A 20,252-nucleotide genomic window follows, 5' to 3' on the forward strand; every position below is an offset into this window, starting at 1 on the left:
TGTTACGCAAACAGCCAGGGCTGGTTGATACGGCGCTTCTCTTCGAATTCGCGGATTTTTTCGGCATGACGCAGGGTCAGGCCGATATCGTCCCAACCGTTGAGCAGGCATTCCTTGCGGAAGGCATCGACCGCGAACGGAATGCCATAACCGTCAGGACGCACCACCAGTTGCGCCTGCAGGTCTACCACCAGTTTGTAGCCGGGCGTCGCCTCGACCTGCTGGAACAGCGCCTCGATTTCAGCGGCCGGCAGCACGATCGGCAGAATGCCGTTCTTGAAGCAGTTGTTGAAGAAGATGTCGGCGAAAGACTCGGCGATGATCGCCTGGAAACCGAAGTCGAGCAACGCCCAGGGCGCATGTTCGCGCGAACTGCCGCAGCCGAAGTTGGCGCGCGTCAGCAAAACCTGCGCACCCTGATAGCGCGGCTGGTTGAGCACGAAATTCGGGTTCTTCGGACGGCCCGAATTATCCTGCCCGGGTTGGCCGACATCCATGTAACGCCATTCGTCGAAGGCATTCGGACCGAAACCGGAACGCTTGATCGACTTCAGGAACTGCTTGGGGATGATCGCATCGGTATCGACATTATTGCGGTCGAGCGGCGCCACCAAACCATCCAGACGAACGAACTTATCCATTACTCCACCACTTTCTGTACGGCTTCACCGGACTTCTTGAGTGCCGTACCCACGGCCTCACCGCCCTTGTGCATGGCGCCGCCGACGACTTCACCTGTCTTGTTCAAGGCGTGGCCGACAGCCTCGCCCCCTTTTTCCAGTGCTTCACCGGTCTTTTCAGCACCGATGGCGACATCTTTTTTGACACCCTGAGCGGTATTGCAGGCAACCAGGCCAAAGACCGCGAGTGAAATCAGCAAAATGCGCATGACAACTCCTTACAGCACTTCCCGCACGTCGGCGAAACGACCGGCAATCGCCGCCGCTGCTGCCATCGCCGGGCTAAGCAGGTGGGTACGCCCGCCCGGCCCCTGACGACCTTCGAAATTGCGATTGGAGGTTGAGGCACAACGCTCACCCGGCTCCAGACGGTCGGCGTTCATCGCCAGACACATCGAACAGCCCGGCTCGCGCCATTCGAAACCGGCGGCGACGAAAACCTTGTCCAGCCCCTCTTCCTCAGCCTGGCGCTTGACCAGCCCGGAGCCCGGCACAGCCAGTGCCAGCTTGATGTTGGCGGCAATATGCCGGCCCTTGAGGACGGAAGCGGCTTCGCGCAGGTCTTCAATGCGGGAATTGGTGCACGAACCGATGAAGACCTTGTCGACTGCGATGTTCTGGATCGGCGTGTTCGGGTTGAGGCCCATGTATTGCAGCGCCCGCTCCATGCCTTCGCGCTTGACCGGATCGGTCTGCTTGGCGGGGTCCGGAACCACGGCATCGATGGCGACAACCATTTCCGGCGAAGTCCCCCAGGTGACCTGTGGCCGGATGTCTTCGGCACGCAAGGTGACGACGCGATCAAACTGCGCGCCAGCGTCGGAATGCAGGGTGCGCCAGTAAGCCACGGCATTTTCCCAGACTTCGCCCTGCGGCGAGAACGGACGGCCCTTCAAATAATTGATCGTGGTGTCGTCGACCGCCACGAAGCCCATGCGCGCGCCGCCCTCGATCGCCATGTTGCACAGCGTCATGCGGCCTTCCATGGACAGGCTGCGGATCGCGCTGCCGCCGAACTCGATGGCGTAGCCGGTGCCGCCGGCCGTGCCGATGGTGCCGATGATGGCCAGCGCCACATCCTTGGCGGTGACGCCCTTGCCAAGCTTGCCTTCGACGGCAACCAGCATGGTTTTGGATTTCTTTTGGACCAGGCACTGCGTGGCCAGCACGTGCTCGACTTCCGAGGTGCCGATACCGTGTGCCAGACAGGCGAAGGCGCCGTGCGTCGAGGTATGCGAGTCGCCGCAAACGACGGTCATGCCGGGCAGTGTCGCGCCGTTTTCCGGGCCGACGACATGGAGAATCCCCATGCGCTGATCCTTGAACGGGAAATAAGCCAGGGCGCCGACCGCACGGATGTTGCTGTCGAGCGTTTCAACCTGCTGCCGCGACACCGGGTCCTTGATGCCTTCTTCCCAGTGATCGGTCGGGGTGTTGTGATCCGGTGTCGCCACGATGGACGACACGCGCCACGGCTTGCGCCCGGCCAGGCGCAGGCCTTCAAAAGCCTGCGGACTGGTCACTTCGTGCACCAGGTGGCGATCAATATAAAGGAGTGCCGTGCCGTCCGCTTCCTGATGGACAACATGGTTCTCCCAGAGCTTGTCGTAAAGGGTCTTCGACATGGAGTGCTTTATTGAGGCGGGAAAGCTGGGAATTATGGCACAGGATCAGCGGTTTTTGCCCGTACCGGACCGTCGACCGCTGGATCAGCACGCACCCAGCGCCAGACCAGCAGAAAGCCGGCCAGCGCAAAGGCCGAACCGAGCGAGAAGGTCCAGCCCGCCCCCCAGTCATCCCAAGTCCGGCCGCTGATCAGGGCACCGAGCAAGCCGCCGGCACCGAAGGAAATACTCGAGTAAAGCGCCTGCCCGCGCCCCTGCGCCCGCCCGGCAAACCACTGGTTGACGGCGGCAATCGCCGAGGCGTGATAGGCACCGAAAGTCAGGCCGTGCAGGACCTGCACGAACAGCATGACAAGCAGCGATTCGACGCCCCACCCCATGAGCAGGAAGCGCAGCACCGCCGCGGCAAAGCTGGCGAGCAGGATATGGCGCAGGGAAAAACGCCGGACCAGTCGCGCCATGAACATGAAAACGACGATTTCGGCGACCACGCCGAGCGACCACAGCGCGCCGACTTCGGTCTTGCTGTAGGCATGACCGGCCAGATGAATGGAGAAAAAGACGTAGAACGCGCCATGCGCCGCCGACATCGCAAAGCAGGCCAGCATCAGGGCGCGCACCTGCGGCCGGCGCATGATTTCGCCGATCGGCAGGGCATCCCGGGCCGGCGCCATGCTCGGCGCCTCGGGCAGGACCAGGGTAACCAGCGCCATGCCGAGCAGGATGCCGGAACACACCCAGAGCACACCGACCGGCGGCGCGACATCGAGCAGGGCGCCGGTTCCCATCACCGCCAGGATGAAACCGATCGAGCCCCACAGACGTATCCGGCTGTAACGTCCGCGCTCCTCGCGCAAATGATCAAAGGTCAGCGTTTCGACGAGCGGCAGGGCGGCGCTCCAGAAAAAGGCAAGTACTGCCATCGCGACCAGCATGGCCGGCAGTTGCTGCAACCAGAAAAAGGCAGTGATGCCGGCCAGGCCGATGCTGCCGGCCAGGCGGATGATCGCCATGCGATGCCCGAAACGATCCGCCAGCCAGCCCCAGAGATAAGGGCCGAACATGCGCATCAACTGCATCTGCGACATCAGTAGACCAATATCCCAGGCAGAAAAACCGAGGGATTGGAGATAGAGCCCGAAATAAGGCGAAAAGGCGCCGATGAAGGCGAAATAGAAAAAGTAGTAGCCCGCGAGGCGCCAGTAAGGCAAAGGATGCATCCGGCGATTTTACCGGATGCAGGTGCGGACGGCGGCCCGGATCAGGCCTGGGCGGCTTGCTGGCCGGCGCGGAAGGCAAGCAGCATGTGATAGAGCTCGTCCTTGAGCTTGATGCGCTGCTTCTTCATGTCTTCGATGGTGAAATCGGCCACCGGCATGTCGTGTTCTTCCAGATCCTCAACCCGTCCGGTCAGGCGCTGGTAACTCGCATACAGCTTGGCAAAGTGCGAATTGCCGGCCTTGAGGGCGTTGATGGCATCATTGAATTCCGGAAATTCATGATGGAGGTCGTGATGTTCGATCTGCATGCTGCTCTCCCTGAAGCAAAAGCCGCCGACTGGCGGCAATAAAAAATCTTGCGCCGATCAGCCCGGAATGCGCGGCATGCTGCAAACGACATCGCCACATTGCGCCCGATGGCGCAGGGCATGATCGATCAGCACCAGCGCCAGCATGGCTTCGGCAATCGGCGTCGCGCGGATACCGACACAGGGATCGTGCCGCCCCTCGGTCGCCACCAAAATCGCATTCCCCTGGCCGTCGACCGAGTGGCGCGCTTGCGCGATCGATGACGTCGGCTTGATCGCCATGTTGACGACAATTTCCTGGCCGGTCGAAATGCCGCCCAGGATGCCGCCAGCGTGATTGCTGGCAAAGCCCTGCGGCGTCATTTCATCGCCGTGCTCGCTGCCCTTCTGGGCAACCGAAGCGAAGCCGGCACCAATCTCGACGCCCTTGACCGCATTGATGCCCATCATCGCGTAGGCGATTTCGGCATCCAGACGATCGTAGACCGGTTCACCCCAACCCGGCGGCACACCGGTTGCCGTGACGGTGATTTTGGCGCCAACCGAATCAAGCGATTTGCGCAGGCTGTCCATATAGGACTCCAGCTCCGGCACGATGGCGGCGTTCGGCGCGAAGAAGGCGTTGCCGTCGATGTCGTCGGCCGACACGAAGGGAATCTCGAGCGACCCGAGCGCGCTCATCCAGCCACGGATTTTGACGCCGTAACGCTCGTCCAGCCACTTGCGGGCAATCGCCCCTGCCGCAACACGCACCGCGGTTTCGCGCGCCGAGGAGCGACCGCCACCGCGGTAATCGCGGAAACCGTACTTCTGGGTGTAGGTGTAGTCGGCATGACCGGGCCGGAAGGTCTCGGCGATATTGCCGTAATCCTTGCTGCGCTGGTCCTGGTTGCGGATCAGCAGGCCGATCGGCGTGCCGGTCGTCTTGCCCTCGAAAACACCGGAAAGAATCTCGACGGTATCCGGCTCGCGGCGCTGCGTCACATGCCGCGACGTGCCCGGCTTGCGTCGGTCGAGCTCCGCCTGGATATCGGCAGCACAGAGCGCCAGCCCGGGCGGGCAGCCATCGACGACGCAACCGATCGCCGGGCCATGCGATTCGCCAAAGGAAGTAACGGTAAACAGGGTGCCAAAGGTATTGCCGGACATGGAGCGCTACAGTCTAAAATGGATACAGGAGTTTACCATGCCAAGCAAAAAGCCCCCGGTTGGCGCGTCGACCACCAGCAAACCGGCCAATCGCCCACCCCAGAGCCAGCGCACCGCACCGAATGCGCCGAATGCGCGCCAGCAGCCCGACAATCGCTGGCAGCGCAGTAAACGCTACGGCTGGGATGGCCGCTGAAACAACATGAAAAAAGGCGGCCGCAGCCGCCTTTTAGGCATACGCCGAATCAGATTTGCGGCTCGTCCGGCCAGTTCTTGATGTAACTCTTCAGCATCTGGTTCTCGAAACCCTGCTCATCGAGCACCGCCTTCGCAACGTCGAGGAAGGAAATGACGCCCATCAACTCCTCGCCATTCATCACCGGCATGTAGCGCGAGCGCTTTTCAATCATCAGGCGACGCAGGTCATTGGCCTCCATCTCCGGGAAAACGGTGACCGGGTTCTTGAGCATGACATCGCCCACCTTGAGGCCGTCGCTCGGGCACAAGCCCTGTTGCTTCAAGGCAACCAGCACCTCGCGAAAGGTCAGCATGCCGGCCATTTTGCCGCCTTCCATGACGACCAGCGAGCCGACATCGAACTCGGCCATGGCATCAATCGCCGAGGCCAGGGATTGTTCCGGCGTCGTCGTATAAAGCGCACCGCCCTTGACGCGAATGATTTCCCGCACCTGCATTGCAGTCTCCCGACAAAATTATATTCAACGCGTCGATCTTAGAGCATCCCTCTCTTTTACGAAAGACCAAATGCCGAAAACCGCTCAGGCACTGCATCAAGCGCCATCAACCCCATGAATGAAATGGTTTTCCGGGAAAATTTCCAAAAAAATTATGGCATTGGCACTTGCACAACCCGATCAGCATCTATACACTAGGTCATATTACCTAAGTCATACACCGCTAGGATGCTTGGGTAGCCTAATTACACTAGCGTATGGAGAGTGGATAATGACTACCGTCAAAACCATCGAAAAAATCGACGCTCGCGAGATCCGTCGCAAACTTGGCCTCAACCAACAACAATTCTGGTCCACTCTGGGCGTCACCCAGAGTGGCGGTTCCCGCTACGAAAGTGGCCGCAACATGCCGAAGCCGGTGCGTGAACTGCTCCGCCTGGTGCACGTCGAACAGATCGACATCAAGTCGATCAAGCGCGACGACTGGGAAGTTGTGGAATACCTCAAGGCCAACGAACCGGAACTGTTCAAGTCCCTGAAGAAGTCAGCTCGCGGCCGCGCCAAGAAGGCAGCCTGAATCAAGACCTGAAGCGGTCGTCGACCGCTTGAACGGGCATCACGGGGAAACCATCACCCGGATGCCCGTTTTTTCATGGATTTCCTGCGCGAACGCTTCAAGTTCCGCAGCCGGCAAGCGACTCAGTCGCGGTGCCGCAGGCTGCAGCGAAGGCCGCGCCAGACCATAGAGATGCACACCGGCCAGACTCGCCGCCAGCGGCTTGAGCAATTCACAATAAGCATCACGCGCCATTGCCGCCGGCGCCTTGCCATCCAGCCCGAACCAGCAAGTCTGTACCCAGGTTGCCGCCAGAGCACTGCAGGTTTCCAGATTGCGGGCAATTTTTTCCGGCGACATCGGCACACCGTTCACTTCGGCAACAGCGACAGCATCAACCCGGTCAACCTTGAACCAGACCTCGCCACCGAGTTCGCCGAGACGGCGAATACCCGCCTGAACTTCCGGACGATGCAGGAAACTGCCATTGGTGATCAGCCGCACGGTCAACTGCCCCACCAGGCCAAATTTACCGAGCACCTTGCCGACCCGGTCAACGGCCGCGGCAAACTCCGGCGCACTCGTCGGCTCGCCGTTGCCGGAGAAAGCGATATCCATCAGACGCCGCGCTTCCGACGGCACCTGCCGCTGCATGAAATCGCCGTGCAGCACATCCGTCAAAAAACCGGCCAGTTCGCTCTCAAGAAGATCGAGATCGATCGGCGGCGGCCCGCCGCGCGTCAGATTATCGACCTGGCAATAAAGGCAGGCCCAGTTGCAGGCATTGTTGGTATTGAGGTTGATCCCGATCGAAACGCCGCCGGCGCGGCGCGACACGACCGGATAGACATAGCGCAGGCCGGCGCTGTCGCGGCGATGATCGTCTGTAGTGAGCATGCTGCATTGTATAATCCGCGACCGTCTTGCTGAGCAAAACCGCCATGTTTATCACCCGCCGCCTCGAGTTCGATGCCGGGCATCGCATCCCCGACCACAAAAGCCAGTGCCGCCACCTACACGGGCATCGCTACGTCATCGAAATCACCCTTTCCGGCGGCGTCATCGACAAGGCTGGCGATGCCGCCAACGGCATGGTGATGGATTTCTCGCAAGTCAAGGATCTCGCAAAAGCCCACCTGGTCGACGCCTGGGATCACGCCTTCCTGGCTTACGCCGGCGATACGGCGATTGTCGAGTTCCTGAATTCCCTGCCCGAGCACAAGACGGTTGTTCTCGACCGCGTACCGACCGCCGAAAACCTGGCCCGCATCGCCTTCGAACGCCTCGACGCGGTCTATCGCGACACTTACGGCAATCACCTGCAACTCGAGCAGGTCCGTCTTTACGAAACGCCAAACTGCTGGGCCGACGCAGTACGCACCCGTCTCGATTGAACCGTCAGGCCGCCACCCCTATACTGCCCTGAAAACAAGGACAGACAACAAGGGAGGCGGCCATGAGTGAATCTGCAGCACCAGCAGGCAAGGCAAAGACCGCCCTCATCCTGACCGGCGGCGGCGCCCGGGCGGCTTACCAGGTCGGCGTGCTGCTTGCCATTGCCAAACTGTCGCGCAAACGCCGACAGAACCCCTTCCCGATTCTCTGCGGCACTTCGGCCGGCGCCATCAATGCGGCCGGTCTAGCCTGCATGGCCGACAACTTCGGCAAGGGCGTCGGCATACTCGCCAGCATCTGGCGCAACATGCAGGCCGGCGACATCTATCGCGCCGATGCAATCGGCGTTGGCGCCTCCGGCGCCCGTTGGCTCTCGGCCCTGGCTCTCGGCTGGCTGATCGGCAACCCGCCCCGCTCCCTGCTCGACAACAGCCCGCTCCGGGACTTGCTCAGCCGCAACCTGGACTTCACCGGAATCGAGCGCGCCATCAACAGCGGCGCCCTGCACGCGCTGAGCATTTCCGCCTCCGGCTACGAGTCCGGCGAAAACATCAGTTTCTTCCAGGCACACCCAGCGGCCAAACCATGGAACCGGGTGCAGCGTCTGGGCATCCGTTCGGAAATCGGCGTAGACCACCTGCTCGCCTCAAGTGCCATTCCGTTTATCTTTCCAGCCACCCGGATTCACCGCGAATACTTCGGCGACGGCTCGATGCGCCAGCTCGCCCCCATCTCGCCAGCCATCCACCTCGGCGCCGAACGGGTGCTAATCATCGGCGCCGGCCGCGCCAATGAACACCAGCCACGACGCAGCAGCGAAGACTATCCATCCCTGGCGCAAATCGCCGGCCATACGCTGTCGAGCATTTTTCTCGACGGCCTGGCGGTCGACATCGAAAGAATGCAGGGAATCAACCAGATGCTGGCGGCCAGCGAAGGGCAAGTACACGCCGCCAGGGGCATGCGCCCGATCAGGACACTGGTCATTTCCCCCTCGCAACGCCTCGACCGGATTGCCGCCGAGCATGCCGACGCTCTGCCCTGGCCGGTCAAACTACTACTGACCGGGCTCGGTGCCATGAATCGCCAGGGCGGCGCCCTGACCAGCTATCTCTTGTTTGAAAAACCCTTTACCAGAGCCTTGATCGATCTGGGCTACGCCGACACCATGGCGCGCAGCGTAGAAGTCGGCAGCTTTCTCGATCTCTGAGACAGGCCGGGATCACCCGGCCCCGCGCTCAGTAGTCCGACTCGCCGAACTCTTCGTCATCCGCCGCATCAGCGTCTTCATCTTCCTCTTCGCTGGCCCGGAATACGGCTTCTGCATTGCGCTCAAAGAACAACTCGATCGCCTCGCGCAGATTCGCCAGGGCCTCCTCTTCGGTATCGCCATCACTGGCGACATCGATATCCAGGCAACGGGCGACAAAAATCCCGTCTTCCGGATAAACCTCGTATTTGATCTTGTACGGTACAGGTTGGTTCATAACGGCAATTGCGCAGTCTGGCTGGGAATTTGAAGTAGTGACTGGCGGAACCGGGCTTGCGGCCGCTTCGGGCTGACGCCCGGAAAATCCACCATCCCGGCAAAACCGGGGATTCTGGCGGGTCCGGTGAGATTCGAACTCACGATGGATTTCTCCACGCCGGTTTTCAAGACCGGTGCATTCAACCGCTCTGCCACAGACCCACAGGGCGCGCATGATAGCACAGAGCTATCCGGAGGCATCTATTCCAGACACTCACTCCGGCTCTTGATTGAAACTTTCAGCCGGCTCCGTTAGTCTTAACCTTCGTTACATCCAGAAAAGGGAATATCCCACATGAACACCAATTTTGACATTGCTGGCCAGCACTCGCCGCAAATTGCCCAGCAGCAGAACCGCGTCTTGCGCAACACCTATATGCTGCTTGGCCTGTCCATGGTGCCGACGGTACTTGGCGCCCTGCTCGGCATCCAGATGCAGTTCAGCTTCATGGCAGGCAGCCCGTTCATTTCCTTCCTGCTGTTCATGGGCATCGCCTTCGGCTTCATGTGGGGCATCGAGAAAAACAAGAACAGCAGCCTTGGCGTTGCCCTGCTGCTCGCCTTCACCTTCTTCATGGGCCTGATGCTGTCGCGCATCCTGCAGGTCGCACTCGGCTTCAGCAACGGCGGCTCGATGATTGCGCTGGCTGCAGGTGGCACCGGCGCCATCTTCTTCACGATGGCCAGCATCGCTGCAGTCAGCAAGCGCGACTTCAGCAACATGGGCAAGTTCCTGTTCATCGGCATGATCGTCGTGCTGCTGGCAGCCGTTGCCAACATCTTCTTCCAGATCCCGGCCTTGTCACTGACCATCGCCGCTGCGGTCGTCGTGATTTTCTCGGCCTACATCCTGTACGACATCAGCCGCATCGTGCAGGGTGGCGAAACCAACTACGTCAGCGCCACCCTGGCGGTCTACCTCGATATTTACAATGTTTTCGTCAGCCTGCTGCAGCTGATCATGGCACTGACCGGCGAACGCGACTAAACCGCCAACTTGCCAATGAAAAAGGCGGCTACGGCCGCCTTTTTTACGTCATGCCCGCTCAAACACCGCAATCGACTCGACATGCGAGGTATGCGGGAACATGTTGAATGCCCCGGCCGAAACAAATCGATAGCCATGCGTATTAACCAGCACCGCCGCATCGCGCGCCAGCGTCGCTGGATTGCATGATACGTAGACGATGCGGCGCGGCCCGTCTGCCCCTATCGCCTTGACCAGTTCCATGGCGCCTTCGCGCGGCGGATCGATCAGCATCTTGTCGAAATGACCGAGCGCCGCAAGCGAGGCTTCGGTACATTCGAAGAGATTGGCAACCCCAAATTCGACCAGCCCGGCCAGGCCGTTGGCTTCGGCATTTTCGCGCCCGCGGCGAACCAGGGCCTCACTGCCTTCGACGCCGACAACGCTGGCCCCCGAACGCGCAATCGGCAACGTGAAATTACCCAGACCGCAGAACATGTCGGCAATCCGCTCCCCCGGCTGCGCATCGAGCAGGCGCAACGAACGACGCACCAGGACACGATTGACCGCATGATTGACCTGGGTAAAGTCGGTCGGCCGGAAATCGAGTTCGAGATCGAACTCCGGCAAGGTGTAGGACAGGCGCGGACCGGGCAACGGATAAAAACGATAGGCGGTATCCGGCCCCTTCGGCTGCAGGTAGAGAATAACGTTGTGCTGATCGGCGAAGGCGCGCAACAACTTTTCGTCCGCCGCTTTCAGGGGCTCGAGAATGCGCAGCAACAAGGCTGTGCAATGCTCGCCGACAGAAATGTCAATTTGCGGCAAGCGATCGGCAATCGACAGTGAGTCGACCAGTGCACGCAGCGGCATCAGCAATGCCGAAACATGCGGCGCCAGGACGGCGCAGGTCTTGATATCGGCAATATAACTGCTGCGCCATTCGTGGAAGCCGACCAGCACGCCCCCCTTGTTGCCCAGCCGGCGCACACCAAGGCGCGCCCGGTGACGGTAGCCCCAGGGCGCACCATGCACAGGCGGCAGCACGCTTTCCGGGCGGACCCGACCAACGTGCCAAAGACTATTCTCGAGAACCCGCTGCTTGGCCGCCACCTGAGCCGAGTGATCCATATGCTGCATGGCGCAACCACCGCAAATGCCGAAATGCGGGCAACTCGGTTCAACCCGCGCGTTCGAGGGTTTCAGGACGCGAACCAGATGCGCCAGTTCATAACTGGATTTCCGGCGAAAACTGGCGTATTCGACCGTCTCGCCAGGCAGGGCGCCGTCAACAAAGACAGTCTTGCCCTCCAGGCGGGTAATTCCTCTCGCCTCATGGTCCAGCGACTCAATGATCCCGATTGGCACGGTCAACTCCGGAAAAAGCGCGAATTCTAACAATCGGCTAAACTGAACGCCATGGCACGCGAACTAATCACCTCCTGGGGCGACTACCAGTCAGCCATCGACCGCCTGCTGTCGATGGCCGAACATCGCATCTGCATCTATGACGAAGACCTCGCCCAGCTTCGCCTTGAATCCAGCGGCCGTCACAGCATACTGAAACACCTGCTGCGCGCCGAAAACTCGACCGCTTCCATACGCCTGGCGTTACGCAATGGCGAACCACTGCGGCGACAAAACCCGCTGACGATGGGACTGCTCGCCAGCTTCGACCACAAGATCTCAGCCCTGGAAACACCGCCCGGGCTTGCCCACTTGCGCGACTCGATGATCCTGGTTGATGACCGCTACGGCCTGATCCGCTTCGAACGCGACTTGCCGCGCAGCAAACTGCTGATTGATGAACCGGAAGAACTGCGCTCCTACCTGACGCGCTTCGAAGAAATATGGCGCGAGGAAGGCAGTTCGATCAGCGCCACCACACTGGGCCTGTGATAAGCGCATATTGCTGCATAGCAACACCAACAAAAATTTATTTTATTGCTATAATCCGCGACTGATTAGGTCGTTCCTGATCTCTAAATTTTGGCGTATACCGCTTCTTGTCGATAAGGAAATCTCATGAATAAGTCTCTTCTCGTTGCTGCTCTGCTTGCTGTTGCCCTGACCGCTTGTGGCAAAAAAGAAGCCCCGGCTCCTGAAGCCGCTCCGGCTGCTGCTCCGGCTGCTGCCGCTCCGGCCGCTGCCCCGGCTGCTGAAGTCAAGCCGGCTGAAGCCGCTGCTCCGGCTGCTGCCCCGGCTGCTGAAGCCAAGCCGGCTGAAGCCGCTGCTCCGGCTGCTGCCCCGGCTGCTGCCAAGTAATAGCTTTACAGCACAGCAAAAACGGAGCTTCGGCTCCGTTTTTTTATTGCCTGCTTTTTTATTGCCGGCTCAATTCTCGCCAGGCAAACCCGGCATCCTGCATGGCCACGCCGATCCACTCCTGCGCACAGCCCAGCACCTCGGCCAATGCCCTTGTCGCAAGCTCAGGCAAGTTATTCCGCTCACTCAGGTGAGCCGCCACCAGACACTGCAGCCGCGAGCAATCGATCTGCGCCAGCAAACCGGCCGCCATCGAATTCTCCAGATGACCGAGACGACCGGCAATGCGCCGCTTGAGCGACGCCGGATAGGACGAGTTGGCAAGCAGGCCGGCATCGTGATTGCACTCAAGAACCAGGCCGTCACAACCCGATAGAAGTTCGCAAACGTGCGGCGTGATTTCACCGATATCGGTCAAAACTCCCAAACGAAAACCCGCGCCGGCAAAGACGTACTGCACCGGTTCGCGCGCATCGTGCGGCACCGGAAAGGGCTGAACCTCAACTTCGCCGACCGAAAAGGAAGCATGGCTATCGATGATGCGCAGATCAAGCCCGGCATCATTTTCCCGGCAGGCCGCCCAGGTACCGTGCGTCAACCACACCGGCAAGCCATGCCTGCGGGCAAGGCGAAAAACGCCCGCCACGTGGTCACCATGTTCATGCGTCACAAGAATGCCGGACAGATCAGCCGGCGTTCGCCCGAGACTTTGCAGCCGGGCTACGGTATCCCGCAGCCCGAAACCGCAATCCAGCATCAGGCAGCTTGCCCCCGACTCGACGAGCAGCGCGTTTCCCGCACTGCCACTGCCGAGCGAAGCAAAGCGGATCACTGCAACTGCTGATAGAGCAGCGCGAGAATCTTCTTGGCGGTATCCGAACGATCCGTGCCACCTTCGCTGGTCAGCACCTGCACCACCGTAATGGAGCCGACGTCGTTCAGGTGCACGCGATACTGCACCTTGCTGGAAGCCGCTGCGTCCTTGCCCTTCCAGAAAGCCAGCTTCGAGAAGAAACCGTCATCCTTCTTGGTGTTGTCGGCATCCGGGTCGACATAGCGCACGAAGTACAGGCCGCGCGAACGATCCCTGTCCTCGACGGTGAATCCAACGCGATCAAGCGCCAGACCAACCCGGCGCCAGGCGCGATCGAAACGCTCGAGAACTTCGAGCGTACCGGCGCCATCATCGGCCTTCGCCATCTTGGCACGCGGCTCGGCCTTGGCGGCGGCAATCGAGACTTCAGCACGCTTCTCCTCGGAGCCCAGGCGCACCATCAGGCGGCGCAGCATTTCAGCTTCGAGTTCCGGATCAGGCTGACGCGGCTGCCAACGGGTCTCATCCTTGGCAGAAGAGGTATAGACCTCTTCCATCGCGCGGTGGCTGATGAAAATGTCCGTCGTACCAGGCTCAGCACCTGCTTCAAAACGGGTACGGAACTTGTCGCGCTCACCGGTCGAATACAGCGAATCGAGCAAGCCACCCAGGGTATTGCGAATGAAATCATCGCCGATCTTGGCACGATTTTCGGCCCAATCGGTTTCCATCACGCCAGCATCAGGAAGCTCCTGCTTGATGATGAAGCCGGTTTCCTGCCAGAAATCCTTGACGGTATCCCACAGCTTGTCGGCCGGCACCGCAACAACCAGCCAGCGCTGATTGCCGGAGCGCTCGACACGAACCTTGTCCACTTGCGGCAGGACGACGGAATTCTGAGCCTGGCCGGCAACCGAACGATCTGCGGTGTAAGCGGAGAAGGTGGCACTTCCCTTGCCATTGGCATCCGGCACGGCATAACGGTCATCACGCGCCACCTGCGACAGGTCGGGCGGCACTTCAAGCGTCGGGACCTTGCCCGCCGACTTGTAGTCGATCTTGCGGGCTTCGGGAATCATGCTGCAGCCGGTCAGGGCCAGAACCAGCAGGGAAAGGGAAAGGCTGTGCAGCCGACGATTCATGGTTACTTCGCTCCGCTCAGGCAATGACACCAGCCAGACGCATGGCGGCAAGCACACGCGGCTGGTTGGCTTCGGACAGGGTGGTCAGGGGCAGGCGGATGGCGTTGGCGGTAAGGCCCAACTTGTGCACCGCCCACTTGACCGGAATCGGATTGGCTTCGCAGAACAGATCGCGATGCAGACCAAGCAGCTTGAAATGGATTTCACGTGCCTTGGCAACATCACCGGCAGCAGCGGCAACGCACATTTCATGCATCAGGCGCGGCGCGACATTGGCGGTCACCGAGATATTGCCGTGGAAGCCGAGCATGATCGAGGCGATGCAGGTCATGTCGTCGCCACTGTACAGCGCGAAATCCTTCGGAGCGCGGGCGATCAGATCGCTGGCACGATCCAGGTTGCCGGTCGCATCCTTGACACCGACGATACCGGGCACTTCGGCCAGGCGCAGAATGGTGTCGTTGCTCATGTCGGCAACGGTACGGCCCGGTACGTTATAGAGCAGGACCGGCAGTTCGACGGCTTCGGCGATCGCCTTGAAATGGCGGTAGAGACCTTCCTGCGTCGGCTTGTTGTAGTAAGGCACGACCGACAGCCCCATGGTTGCGCCGGCACGCCGCGCAAACTCGGTCAGTTCGATGGCTTCCGCCGTCGAATTGGCGCCGGTTCCGGCAATCACGGGAATACGACCAGCCGCATGATCAACCGTCACGCGGATCAATTCGCAGTGTTCCTCGACGTTGACCGTCGGCGACTCACCCGTCGTACCGACAACGACGATCGCATCGCTTCCTTCTTGCACATGGAAGTCGACCAGGTTGCGCAGGGCGTTCAAATCGAGGCTGCCATCCTCGTGCATGGGGGTGACAATGGCGACAATGGATCCAGTAATCATGGCCTTGTTTGCGAGATGATAATTTGTCGATTGTAACTGAAGGGTCGGAACTGCGGATAGCAGGCTGGGTAACAGATTGTTATTTTTGCGGCAGCCAGTGCAATTGCCGATCGGCAACCCGCATGACGCCATCCGGCAGTTGCAGCACAGGATGACGGTCGGGGGCCGCGGCAAGCAGTTGCCGGGCAAATTCGTCGAGACGCGAGGCAACCGGCACCTGCCAGCCCAATGTACGAAGACGATGGCGCAGCAGGTTTTTCAGACGCGGCACTGGCAATTGCCGCAAACGCGACATGGAAGCAGAAGACCCGTTGATTTCGCGGACATTTTGCCAGTCGACCGCTGCCAGCTCGGCAAGCAGCTCATCCGCCTCGCCGAAGTGCGTCGCCGCCTGCGCCAGAGTCGCCTCGACCGCTGGAAAGCGCTGCCGCAGCAACGGCACGACCTCGTGCCGCAAGAAATTGCGCGAATACCGGGTATCCGCATTGCTCTCGTCTTCAATCCAGCGCAAACCATGTTGCTGCGCATAACCCTCCAGCACACTGCGATGGACACCGAGCAAGGGGCGCAACAGATTCACGCCGGCCACGCGGCGCACGGCTGGCATGCCGGAAGCACCGGTCACACCGGCACCGCGCAACAGATTAAACAGGAGGGTTTCGGCTTGATCGCCCTGATGGTGGGCAAGCACCAGATTGTCCGCACCACACTGAGTCAGGGCAGCATAGCGTGCAGCCCGCGCCGCAGCCTCAAGACCGAGGCCGCTCTGCCGGTCGACGCTGACCCGGACAATTTTGAGCAAAACCGGGAGTCGACCGCAAAAATCGCTGCAGAATCCGGCCCAGGCATCGGCATGCGCTGACAAACCATGGTGAACGTGCATGGCCGTCAGGCGTTCGCCCAGCCCCAGGCGACTCAGGACATGCAACAGGACAACCGAGTCGCAACCACCGGACAGGCCGACACAAAGTGATTCGGCCGGCGCCAGGCGGGCGGCGACAAAAGCGCCGACCCGTCCGGGCAGATCGTCAGCTGACGGCTTGTTCCTTGAAGCGGCCATAACTCATCAGCCGCTCGTAGCGGGTTGCCAGAAGCTCGTCGGTCGGCATCGAGGAAAGCTGCTTGAGCGCTTCCTGCAGCGCCTTCTTCAGCGACTGCGCCATGGCCGGGTGATCGCGATGCGCACCGCCAAGCGGCTCGGGCACGATCTTGTCGATCAGGCCCAGGGTCTTCAGGCGTTGCGCCGTGATCCCCATGGTTTCAGCGGCATCCGGTGCACGCTCGGCACTCTTCCAGAGAATGGAAGCACAGCCTTCCGGCGAAATCACCGAATAGGTCGAGTACTGCAGCATCTGCACCGTATCGCCGACGGCAATCGCCAGCGCACCGCCGGAACCGCCTTCACCGATGATGGTGACGATGACCGGCACCTTGAGCTCGGCCATCACGTAAAGATTGCGACCGATCGCTTCGGACTGGCCACGCTCTTCGGCATCGATGCCAGGATAGGCACCCGGCGTATCGACGAAGGTCAGCACCGGAATGCCGAACTTCTCGGCCAGCTTCATCAGGCGCAGGGCCTTGCGATAGCCTTCCGGACGCGGCATGCCGAAGTTGCGATAGATCTTTTCCTTGGTGTCGCGCCCTTTCTGGTGGCCGATCACCATCACCGGCTGGCCGTTGAAACGGGCCAGACCGCCGACAATGGCGTGGTCGTCGGCAAAGGCACGGTCACCGTGCAATTCTTCGAAATCGGTGAAGATCAGCGACAGGTAGTCCAGCGTATAGGGGCGCTGCGGGTGGCGGGCCACCTGCGAAATCTGCCAGGGCGAAAGCTTGGCGTAAATATCCTTGGTCAGCTGGTTGCCCTTTTTCTCCAGCCGCTCGATTTCTTCAGAGATATCGACGGCGGAATCATCCTGGACAAAACGCAACTCTTCGATTTTAGCTTCGAGGTCGGCGATGGACGACTCGAAGTCGAGGAAACTTGTTTTCATGGACAGCTCGGTTTCTGGATCGGCGTGTATTTTACCCTAAAGGATTGCCGGACCCGATTTCAATGTTTCACGAACGGCGTATCTACCGCCAAAGCACCGCCAAACCGCGAAAAGACGCCAATCGAGATAACGAAAGTCGGCGGATTTTGCTACCATCTTTGAAAACAAGACGAAGAAAGCAAGACATGCCTGTTGATGACCTGTTGTTCCTTCACCCATTGCTGGGCGCGGACGACTCCTGGTCCGGTTATCTGGTGGAAACTGCAGCAGATGCCACGCCGGAAGGAAAAACACTCGCCCGGCTTTGCCAAAATCCGACCGTTGCCGAATTCGACCATCGTCAGCCCTGGTTGCTGCCGACCCAAACGGGAGTGGACAACAAGAGCCTGATCAGCAATCTGGTTCAGGTATTCACATCAGCAAAGCTCGCCACCTCCAAGGAACACGAAGAAAACCTGCGCAAGGGACGCAACACACTGGGCCTCACCCTCGCATCTGGTGAAAAACTCCCGATGACCGGCACCTGGGATTACTTGCTGCTCAGCGCCAGTCATGCGCGCACGCTGCCGCCATTTACGCTGCTCGGACAGGCCAGCCGGACCATCATCGTTGTCACCGACGTACACAGCCACGCCGATTACACCTGGAGCCAGGGCAATGCCTGCTCATTGTCCACGGCTGAATTCCTGCTGAGCCGAAACAGCGCTGGCAAACGGGCCGACATGACCCGGATCAAATTGCTCGAGATGCTTGCCCTGATTGCCGAAGATGCCGACACGGCAGCCATTGAAGGGATTTTCCGGCAGGAGCCCAAGCTCTCCTACAGCCTGCTGCGCCTGGTCAACTCGGCAGCTCTCGCGCCGCGTAGTCCGATTACCAGCTTTACCCAGGCCATCAACCTGCTCGGCCGCCGGCAACTGCAACGCTGGCTGCAACTCTTGGTCTATGCCGACCCCGACAACGGGCACCACCCCAACCCGCTACTGCAGAAGGCGGCAGCGCGCGGCCGCCTGCTTGAACTGCTGGCTCCGGCCCTGACCCCAGCCCTGACGGTCGACAACCCCGGAGATGCCGCTTTCATGATCGGCGTATTCTCGCTGCTTGATGCCCTGCTCAACATGTCGATGAGCGAAATCTTGCAGCAGCTCCCCTTGCAGGAAGTCGTGCATCAGGCACTGGCCGAACATGCCGGCCCACTCGGTCAACTGCTGCAGGCGATCAATTCTGCCGAAAGCCGTGACCTCAAGACTGCGGCCCGCCAGCTTGATGCGCTGTCGATCAGTGGCGAAACCTTCCTCGAAGCCCAACTCACTGCGCTGAGCTGGGCCGCGAAGATCCACCCGGCCCCCTGATACTCAGCCGAAGCGGCCGCTCAGGAAGGGGTTGTAGCGGCGCTCTTCGCCAAATGTAGACATCGGCCCGTGCCCCGGCACGAAGTCGGTTTCATCGCCGAGCGGGAAGAGCTGTTCCTTAATCGAACGCAGCAGCGTGTCGTGATCGCCCTTGGGAAAATCGGTCCGCCCGATCGATCCCTGGAACAGCACATCGCCGACTTGCGCCAGATGGCTGGGCGCATGATGAAAAACAACGTGACCCGGCGTATGCCCCGGACAATGCAGCACGTCCAGTTCGACCTCGCCGAAGGCAACCTTGTCGCCCCCCTTCAGCCAGCGCGTCGGCTCGAAGGTCCGGACATTCGGGAAGCCGAACATCTTGCTCTGTTGCGGCATGCCTTCGATCCAGAAACGATCATCCTCGTGCGGCCCCTCCACCGGTACGGCAACCCGCTCCAGGAGCGCCGCCACACCGCCGGCATGATCGATATGACCATGCGTGACAAGAATCTTGGCCAGCGTCAGCTTTTCCTCGGCCAACACCTGCAGGATGCGTTCGACATCGCCGCCCGGATCAATCACCGCAGCCTGACGGGTCTTTTCGCACCAGAAGATGGTGCAGTTCTGTTCAAAGGGGGTAACCGGAACAATGGTGTAGCGCATGGCAAAAACCGGGGAGATTGAGCAGGCCCGATTATCGCATGCGCCCTTGCCCGGCGAGAGCACCGCCCTTACACTCTGCGCACCGGAGAGACAGCCGTTTACTGAAGGATGACAAATAAATGATCGACCATCCATTGCCCGACATTGACAGCTGGGTGCTGTTTTTCAGCAACAACACCCTGCCGGTACTGCGCGTCACCAAGCGCCGGATCAGTGAAATGCGGCAAAACCTGGACCGCGTCGATGCCCGCGAACTGGCCCGCGTCATCCTGCAGGATCCGATCATGACCGTCCGCGTTCTGGCCTATATCCAGCCGATGCGCGGTCGCTCGCTGCAACACGACATCACGACCATCGCCAGCGCGGTGATGATGGCCGGCATCGAACCCTTCTTCAAACGCTTCGACGAGTTGCTGACCATCGAAGATCAGTTGAAAGACGCCGACACCCACGCCCTGCTCGGCATCCTGCAGATCAGCCGGCGCGCCCAGCGTGCCGCCGACTATGCCCAGGAATGGGCAATCTGGCGCCACGACATCAACATGGAAGAAGTTCGCATCGCTGCGCTGCTGCACGATCTGGCGGAAATCCTGGTGTGGTGTTCGGCACCGGCGCTCGGCCTCGACATTCTTGCTCGCCAGAAGGCGCAGCCCTCCTTGCGCAGCGCCGAAGCCCAGCGTCAGGTACTGGGTCTGACCTTCCAGGATATCCAGCTTGAGCTTTGCCGCGTCTGGCATCTGCCGGAACTGCTGCTGCGCCTGATCGACGACGATCATCTCGGCAATCCGCGCGTCCAGAATGTTGCCCTGGCCGTACGCCTTGCCCGTCACTCGGCGCACGGCTGGGAGAATCCGGCCCTGCCTGACGACTACAAGGGCATCGGCCAGCTGCTCAATATCACACCGGAAACGGTGCGCCAGCGTCTCGGACTTGAACCGATGCCGGCCCGTGAAGCCGACGGCAACGACGGCCTGTAAAAAAGAGAAGGCCGGCTCGCCACAAGGGCAAGCCGGCCGGGC

25 protein-coding genes and 1 tRNA gene are annotated in these 20,252 nt (G+C 60.5%); 9 read left to right on the forward strand and 17 right to left on the reverse strand.

Annotation, left to right across the window (positions count from 1 at the left end):
* Positions 1 to 2: 2 nt before the first annotated feature.
* The 6 genes from leuD to aroC are packed head-to-tail and all read right to left on the reverse strand — an operon-like array spanning position 3 to position 4,982.
* On the reverse strand, positions 3 to 641 hold the full coding sequence (gene leuD, locus KIG99_RS05720; RefSeq protein WP_226459268.1) for a 3-isopropylmalate dehydratase small subunit: 639 nt from the start codon (positions 639 to 641) through the stop codon (positions 3 to 5).
* Positions 641 to 889, reverse strand: a complete 249-nt coding sequence (locus tag KIG99_RS05725; protein ID WP_226459269.1) for an entericidin EcnAB — start codon at positions 887 to 889, stop codon at positions 641 to 643. The genes leuD and KIG99_RS05725 overlap by 1 nt, the downstream gene beginning before the upstream one ends.
* Before the next feature lie 9 nt (positions 890 to 898).
* Entirely contained in the window at positions 899 to 2,305 is a 1,407-nt protein-coding gene (leuC, locus tag KIG99_RS05730) for a 3-isopropylmalate dehydratase large subunit (protein WP_226459270.1), read from the reverse strand.
* Between the two features lie 32 nt (positions 2,306 to 2,337).
* The gene (locus KIG99_RS05735) at positions 2,338 to 3,525 is read right to left on the reverse strand and encodes an MFS transporter (protein WP_226459271.1); all 1,188 of its coding nucleotides are present in this window, start codon (positions 3,523 to 3,525) and stop codon (positions 2,338 to 2,340) included.
* Between the two features lie 41 nt (positions 3,526 to 3,566).
* Positions 3,567 to 3,833, reverse strand: coding sequence for a YdcH family protein (locus KIG99_RS05740; RefSeq protein WP_226459272.1), 267 nt, complete (start codon positions 3,831 to 3,833; stop codon positions 3,567 to 3,569).
* Between the two features lie 57 nt (positions 3,834 to 3,890).
* Complete coding sequence (gene aroC, locus KIG99_RS05745; RefSeq protein ID WP_226459273.1) at positions 3,891 to 4,982, reverse strand: chorismate synthase; 1,092 nt, start codon at positions 4,980 to 4,982, stop codon at positions 3,891 to 3,893.
* 37 nt (positions 4,983 to 5,019) lie between these two features.
* On the opposite strand from aroC, the gene KIG99_RS05750 reads away from it, so the two are divergent.
* Positions 5,020 to 5,178 (forward strand): hypothetical protein, encoded by a 159-nt coding sequence (locus tag KIG99_RS05750; RefSeq protein ID WP_226459274.1) that lies wholly within the window; start codon positions 5,020 to 5,022, stop codon positions 5,176 to 5,178.
* A gap of 49 nt (positions 5,179 to 5,227) precedes the next feature.
* On the opposite strand, the gene KIG99_RS05755 is transcribed toward KIG99_RS05750, so the two are convergent.
* Positions 5,228 to 5,677, reverse strand: coding sequence for a CBS domain-containing protein (locus KIG99_RS05755; RefSeq protein WP_226459275.1), 450 nt, complete (start codon positions 5,675 to 5,677; stop codon positions 5,228 to 5,230).
* A gap of 271 nt (positions 5,678 to 5,948) precedes the next feature.
* Between KIG99_RS05755 and KIG99_RS05760 the strand changes: the two genes are divergently transcribed.
* On the forward strand, positions 5,949 to 6,254 hold the full coding sequence (locus KIG99_RS05760; RefSeq protein WP_226459276.1) for a helix-turn-helix domain-containing protein: 306 nt from the start codon (positions 5,949 to 5,951) through the stop codon (positions 6,252 to 6,254).
* 39 nt (positions 6,255 to 6,293) lie between these two features.
* On the opposite strand, the gene KIG99_RS05765 is transcribed toward KIG99_RS05760, so the two are convergent.
* Positions 6,294 to 7,130: a radical SAM protein gene (locus KIG99_RS05765; protein WP_226459277.1), complete on the reverse strand. Its 837-nt coding sequence runs from the start codon at positions 7,128 to 7,130 to the stop codon at positions 6,294 to 6,296.
* 44 nt (positions 7,131 to 7,174) lie between these two features.
* On the opposite strand from KIG99_RS05765, the gene queD reads away from it, so the two are divergent.
* Positions 7,175 to 7,627, forward strand: coding sequence for a 6-carboxytetrahydropterin synthase QueD (gene queD / locus KIG99_RS05770; RefSeq protein WP_226459278.1), 453 nt, complete (start codon positions 7,175 to 7,177; stop codon positions 7,625 to 7,627).
* A 62-nt stretch (positions 7,628 to 7,689) separates the two neighbouring features.
* Positions 7,690 to 8,838, forward strand: coding sequence for a patatin-like phospholipase family protein (locus KIG99_RS05775; protein WP_226459279.1), 1,149 nt, complete (start codon positions 7,690 to 7,692; stop codon positions 8,836 to 8,838).
* Positions 8,839 to 8,866: 28 nt separating this feature from the next.
* On the opposite strand, the gene KIG99_RS05780 is transcribed toward KIG99_RS05775, so the two are convergent.
* Positions 8,867 to 9,115 carry a type II toxin-antitoxin system HicB family antitoxin gene (locus tag KIG99_RS05780; RefSeq protein ID WP_226459280.1) on the reverse strand — a complete coding sequence of 83 codons (249 nt, stop codon included), beginning with the start codon at positions 9,113 to 9,115 and terminating at the stop codon, positions 8,867 to 8,869.
* A 115-nt stretch (positions 9,116 to 9,230) separates the two neighbouring features.
* Positions 9,231 to 9,318: transfer RNA gene (locus KIG99_RS05785), tRNA-Ser, on the reverse strand.
* A 133-nt stretch (positions 9,319 to 9,451) separates the two neighbouring features.
* Here KIG99_RS05785 and KIG99_RS05790 point away from each other — a divergent pair.
* Positions 9,452 to 10,144 carry a Bax inhibitor-1/YccA family protein gene (locus KIG99_RS05790; RefSeq protein ID WP_226459281.1) on the forward strand — a complete coding sequence of 231 codons (693 nt, stop codon included), beginning with the start codon at positions 9,452 to 9,454 and terminating at the stop codon, positions 10,142 to 10,144.
* A 48-nt stretch (positions 10,145 to 10,192) separates the two neighbouring features.
* On the opposite strand, the gene rlmD is transcribed toward KIG99_RS05790, so the two are convergent.
* Complete coding sequence (rlmD, locus tag KIG99_RS05795) at positions 10,193 to 11,491, reverse strand: 23S rRNA (uracil(1939)-C(5))-methyltransferase RlmD (RefSeq protein WP_226459282.1); 1,299 nt, start codon at positions 11,489 to 11,491, stop codon at positions 10,193 to 10,195.
* A gap of 51 nt (positions 11,492 to 11,542) precedes the next feature.
* On the opposite strand from rlmD, the gene KIG99_RS05800 reads away from it, so the two are divergent.
* Entirely contained in the window at positions 11,543 to 12,022 is a 480-nt protein-coding gene (locus tag KIG99_RS05800; protein WP_226459283.1) for a DUF7931 domain-containing protein, read from the forward strand.
* 126 nt (positions 12,023 to 12,148) lie between these two features.
* Positions 12,149 to 12,388 (forward strand): hypothetical protein, encoded by a 240-nt coding sequence (locus KIG99_RS05805; RefSeq protein ID WP_226459284.1) that lies wholly within the window; start codon positions 12,149 to 12,151, stop codon positions 12,386 to 12,388.
* Positions 12,389 to 12,446: 58 nt separating this feature from the next.
* Here KIG99_RS05805 and KIG99_RS05810 read toward each other — a convergent pair whose 3' ends face one another.
* From KIG99_RS05810 to KIG99_RS05830, 5 genes are all read right to left on the reverse strand, one after another.
* Positions 12,447 to 13,220 carry an MBL fold metallo-hydrolase gene (locus KIG99_RS05810; RefSeq protein WP_226459285.1) on the reverse strand — a complete coding sequence of 258 codons (774 nt, stop codon included), beginning with the start codon at positions 13,218 to 13,220 and terminating at the stop codon, positions 12,447 to 12,449.
* Positions 13,217 to 14,344, reverse strand: coding sequence for an outer membrane protein assembly factor BamC (gene bamC / locus KIG99_RS05815; protein WP_226459286.1), 1,128 nt, complete (start codon positions 14,342 to 14,344; stop codon positions 13,217 to 13,219). Before bamC ends, KIG99_RS05810 begins: the two co-directional genes overlap by 4 nt.
* Before the next feature lie 16 nt (positions 14,345 to 14,360).
* Positions 14,361 to 15,239 carry a 4-hydroxy-tetrahydrodipicolinate synthase gene (gene dapA / locus KIG99_RS05820; protein WP_226459287.1) on the reverse strand — a complete coding sequence of 293 codons (879 nt, stop codon included), beginning with the start codon at positions 15,237 to 15,239 and terminating at the stop codon, positions 14,361 to 14,363.
* Between the two features lie 79 nt (positions 15,240 to 15,318).
* Positions 15,319 to 16,299, reverse strand: a complete 981-nt coding sequence (tilS, locus tag KIG99_RS05825) for a tRNA lysidine(34) synthetase TilS (RefSeq protein ID WP_226459288.1) — start codon at positions 16,297 to 16,299, stop codon at positions 15,319 to 15,321.
* Positions 16,268 to 17,236 (reverse strand): acetyl-CoA carboxylase carboxyltransferase subunit alpha, encoded by a 969-nt coding sequence (locus KIG99_RS05830; RefSeq protein WP_226459289.1) that lies wholly within the window; start codon positions 17,234 to 17,236, stop codon positions 16,268 to 16,270. Before KIG99_RS05830 ends, tilS begins: the two co-directional genes overlap by 32 nt.
* A 185-nt stretch (positions 17,237 to 17,421) precedes the next feature.
* Between KIG99_RS05830 and KIG99_RS05835 the strand changes: the two genes are divergently transcribed.
* Positions 17,422 to 18,588 carry an EAL and HDOD domain-containing protein gene (locus tag KIG99_RS05835; protein WP_226459290.1) on the forward strand — a complete coding sequence of 389 codons (1,167 nt, stop codon included), beginning with the start codon at positions 17,422 to 17,424 and terminating at the stop codon, positions 18,586 to 18,588.
* A gap of 3 nt (positions 18,589 to 18,591) precedes the next feature.
* Here KIG99_RS05835 and KIG99_RS05840 read toward each other — a convergent pair whose 3' ends face one another.
* Positions 18,592 to 19,233 carry an MBL fold metallo-hydrolase gene (locus KIG99_RS05840; protein ID WP_226459291.1) on the reverse strand — a complete coding sequence of 214 codons (642 nt, stop codon included), beginning with the start codon at positions 19,231 to 19,233 and terminating at the stop codon, positions 18,592 to 18,594.
* 119 nt (positions 19,234 to 19,352) lie between these two features.
* Here KIG99_RS05840 and KIG99_RS05845 point away from each other — a divergent pair, with 119 nt between their 5' ends.
* Positions 19,353 to 20,210: an HDOD domain-containing protein gene (locus KIG99_RS05845; protein WP_226459292.1), complete on the forward strand. Its 858-nt coding sequence runs from the start codon at positions 19,353 to 19,355 to the stop codon at positions 20,208 to 20,210.
* Positions 20,211 to 20,252: the final 42 nt, after the last annotated feature.

This window comes from Quatrionicoccus australiensis, assembly GCF_020510425.1.
GTDB classification, from domain to species: domain Bacteria; phylum Pseudomonadota; class Gammaproteobacteria; order Burkholderiales; family Rhodocyclaceae; genus Azonexus; species Azonexus australiensis_A.

What these genes read in the sequence shown, in the direction of transcription:
- leuD (WP_226459268.1), bottom strand. Translation starts at nt 641, where the DNA reads ATGGATAAGTTCGTTCGTCTGGATGGTTTGGTGGCGCCGCTCGACCGC.
- KIG99_RS05725 (WP_226459269.1), bottom strand. Translation starts at nt 889, where the DNA reads ATGCGCATTTTGCTGATTTCACTCGCGGTCTTTGGCCTGGTTGCCTGC.
- leuC (WP_226459270.1), bottom strand. Translation starts at nt 2,305, where the DNA reads ATGTCGAAGACCCTTTACGACAAGCTCTGGGAGAACCATGTTGTCCAT.
- KIG99_RS05735 (WP_226459271.1), bottom strand. Translation starts at nt 3,525, where the DNA reads ATGCATCCTTTGCCTTACTGGCGCCTCGCGGGCTACTACTTTTTCTAT.
- KIG99_RS05740 (WP_226459272.1), bottom strand. Translation starts at nt 3,833, where the DNA reads ATGCAGATCGAACATCACGACCTCCATCATGAATTTCCGGAATTCAAT.
- aroC (WP_226459273.1), bottom strand. Translation starts at nt 4,982, where the DNA reads ATGTCCGGCAATACCTTTGGCACCCTGTTTACCGTTACTTCCTTTGGC.
- KIG99_RS05750 (WP_226459274.1), top strand. Translation starts at nt 5,020, where the DNA reads ATGCCAAGCAAAAAGCCCCCGGTTGGCGCGTCGACCACCAGCAAACCG.
- KIG99_RS05755 (WP_226459275.1), bottom strand. Translation starts at nt 5,677, where the DNA reads ATGCAGGTGCGGGAAATCATTCGCGTCAAGGGCGGTGCGCTTTATACG.
- KIG99_RS05760 (WP_226459276.1), top strand. Translation starts at nt 5,949, where the DNA reads ATGACTACCGTCAAAACCATCGAAAAAATCGACGCTCGCGAGATCCGT.
- KIG99_RS05765 (WP_226459277.1), bottom strand. Translation starts at nt 7,130, where the DNA reads ATGCTCACTACAGACGATCATCGCCGCGACAGCGCCGGCCTGCGCTAT.
- queD (WP_226459278.1), top strand. Translation starts at nt 7,175, where the DNA reads ATGTTTATCACCCGCCGCCTCGAGTTCGATGCCGGGCATCGCATCCCC.
- KIG99_RS05775 (WP_226459279.1), top strand. Translation starts at nt 7,690, where the DNA reads ATGAGTGAATCTGCAGCACCAGCAGGCAAGGCAAAGACCGCCCTCATC.
- KIG99_RS05780 (WP_226459280.1), bottom strand. Translation starts at nt 9,115, where the DNA reads ATGAACCAACCTGTACCGTACAAGATCAAATACGAGGTTTATCCGGAA.
- KIG99_RS05790 (WP_226459281.1), top strand. Translation starts at nt 9,452, where the DNA reads ATGAACACCAATTTTGACATTGCTGGCCAGCACTCGCCGCAAATTGCC.
- KIG99_RS05800 (WP_226459283.1), top strand. Translation starts at nt 11,543, where the DNA reads ATGGCACGCGAACTAATCACCTCCTGGGGCGACTACCAGTCAGCCATC.
- KIG99_RS05805 (WP_226459284.1), top strand. Translation starts at nt 12,149, where the DNA reads ATGAATAAGTCTCTTCTCGTTGCTGCTCTGCTTGCTGTTGCCCTGACC.
- bamC (WP_226459286.1), bottom strand. Translation starts at nt 14,344, where the DNA reads ATGAATCGTCGGCTGCACAGCCTTTCCCTTTCCCTGCTGGTTCTGGCC.
- dapA (WP_226459287.1), bottom strand. Translation starts at nt 15,239, where the DNA reads ATGATTACTGGATCCATTGTCGCCATTGTCACCCCCATGCACGAGGAT.
- tilS (WP_226459288.1), bottom strand. Translation starts at nt 16,299, where the DNA reads ATGGCCGCTTCAAGGAACAAGCCGTCAGCTGACGATCTGCCCGGACGG.
- KIG99_RS05830 (WP_226459289.1), bottom strand. Translation starts at nt 17,236, where the DNA reads ATGAAAACAAGTTTCCTCGACTTCGAGTCGTCCATCGCCGACCTCGAA.
- KIG99_RS05835 (WP_226459290.1), top strand. Translation starts at nt 17,422, where the DNA reads ATGCCTGTTGATGACCTGTTGTTCCTTCACCCATTGCTGGGCGCGGAC.
- KIG99_RS05840 (WP_226459291.1), bottom strand. Translation starts at nt 19,233, where the DNA reads ATGCGCTACACCATTGTTCCGGTTACCCCCTTTGAACAGAACTGCACC.
- KIG99_RS05845 (WP_226459292.1), top strand. Translation starts at nt 19,353, where the DNA reads ATGATCGACCATCCATTGCCCGACATTGACAGCTGGGTGCTGTTTTTC.